1 pseudogene is annotated in these 215 nt (G+C 43.3%); it reads right to left on the bottom strand.

Going from position 1 to position 215, the window contains the following annotated elements:
- Nucleotides 1-215: pseudogene (locus HJW02_RS13555) on the bottom strand (hypothetical protein); the annotation flags it as partial.

The following is a 215-nucleotide window of genomic DNA, read 5'->3' as shown; positions in this document are numbered from 1 at the left end:
CAAACCCTTCATTCTTTTTACCTTCCCGGTCACGAGCGGCAACATATAATTTATAGTTTGAGATATGGGCACCCGTAACTTTAGCCGCTGTCGGATAATCGTATGTAGGGTAGCCACGATCTATCAATGTGGAAATAACCAGAAGATTGCCCACATGAGTTATTCCGGTAAGTTTGTAGTCCAGCCCTACTTTTTCGATTGCCAGTTTTCCATTC

Origin of the sequence: Akkermansia sp. GGCC_0220, assembly GCF_017566105.1 — a bacterium.
In the GTDB taxonomy this organism is placed as follows: Bacteria; Verrucomicrobiota; Verrucomicrobiia; order Verrucomicrobiales; family Akkermansiaceae; genus Akkermansia; species Akkermansia massiliensis.
This window is presented reverse-complemented; position numbering and strand designations above follow the sequence as displayed.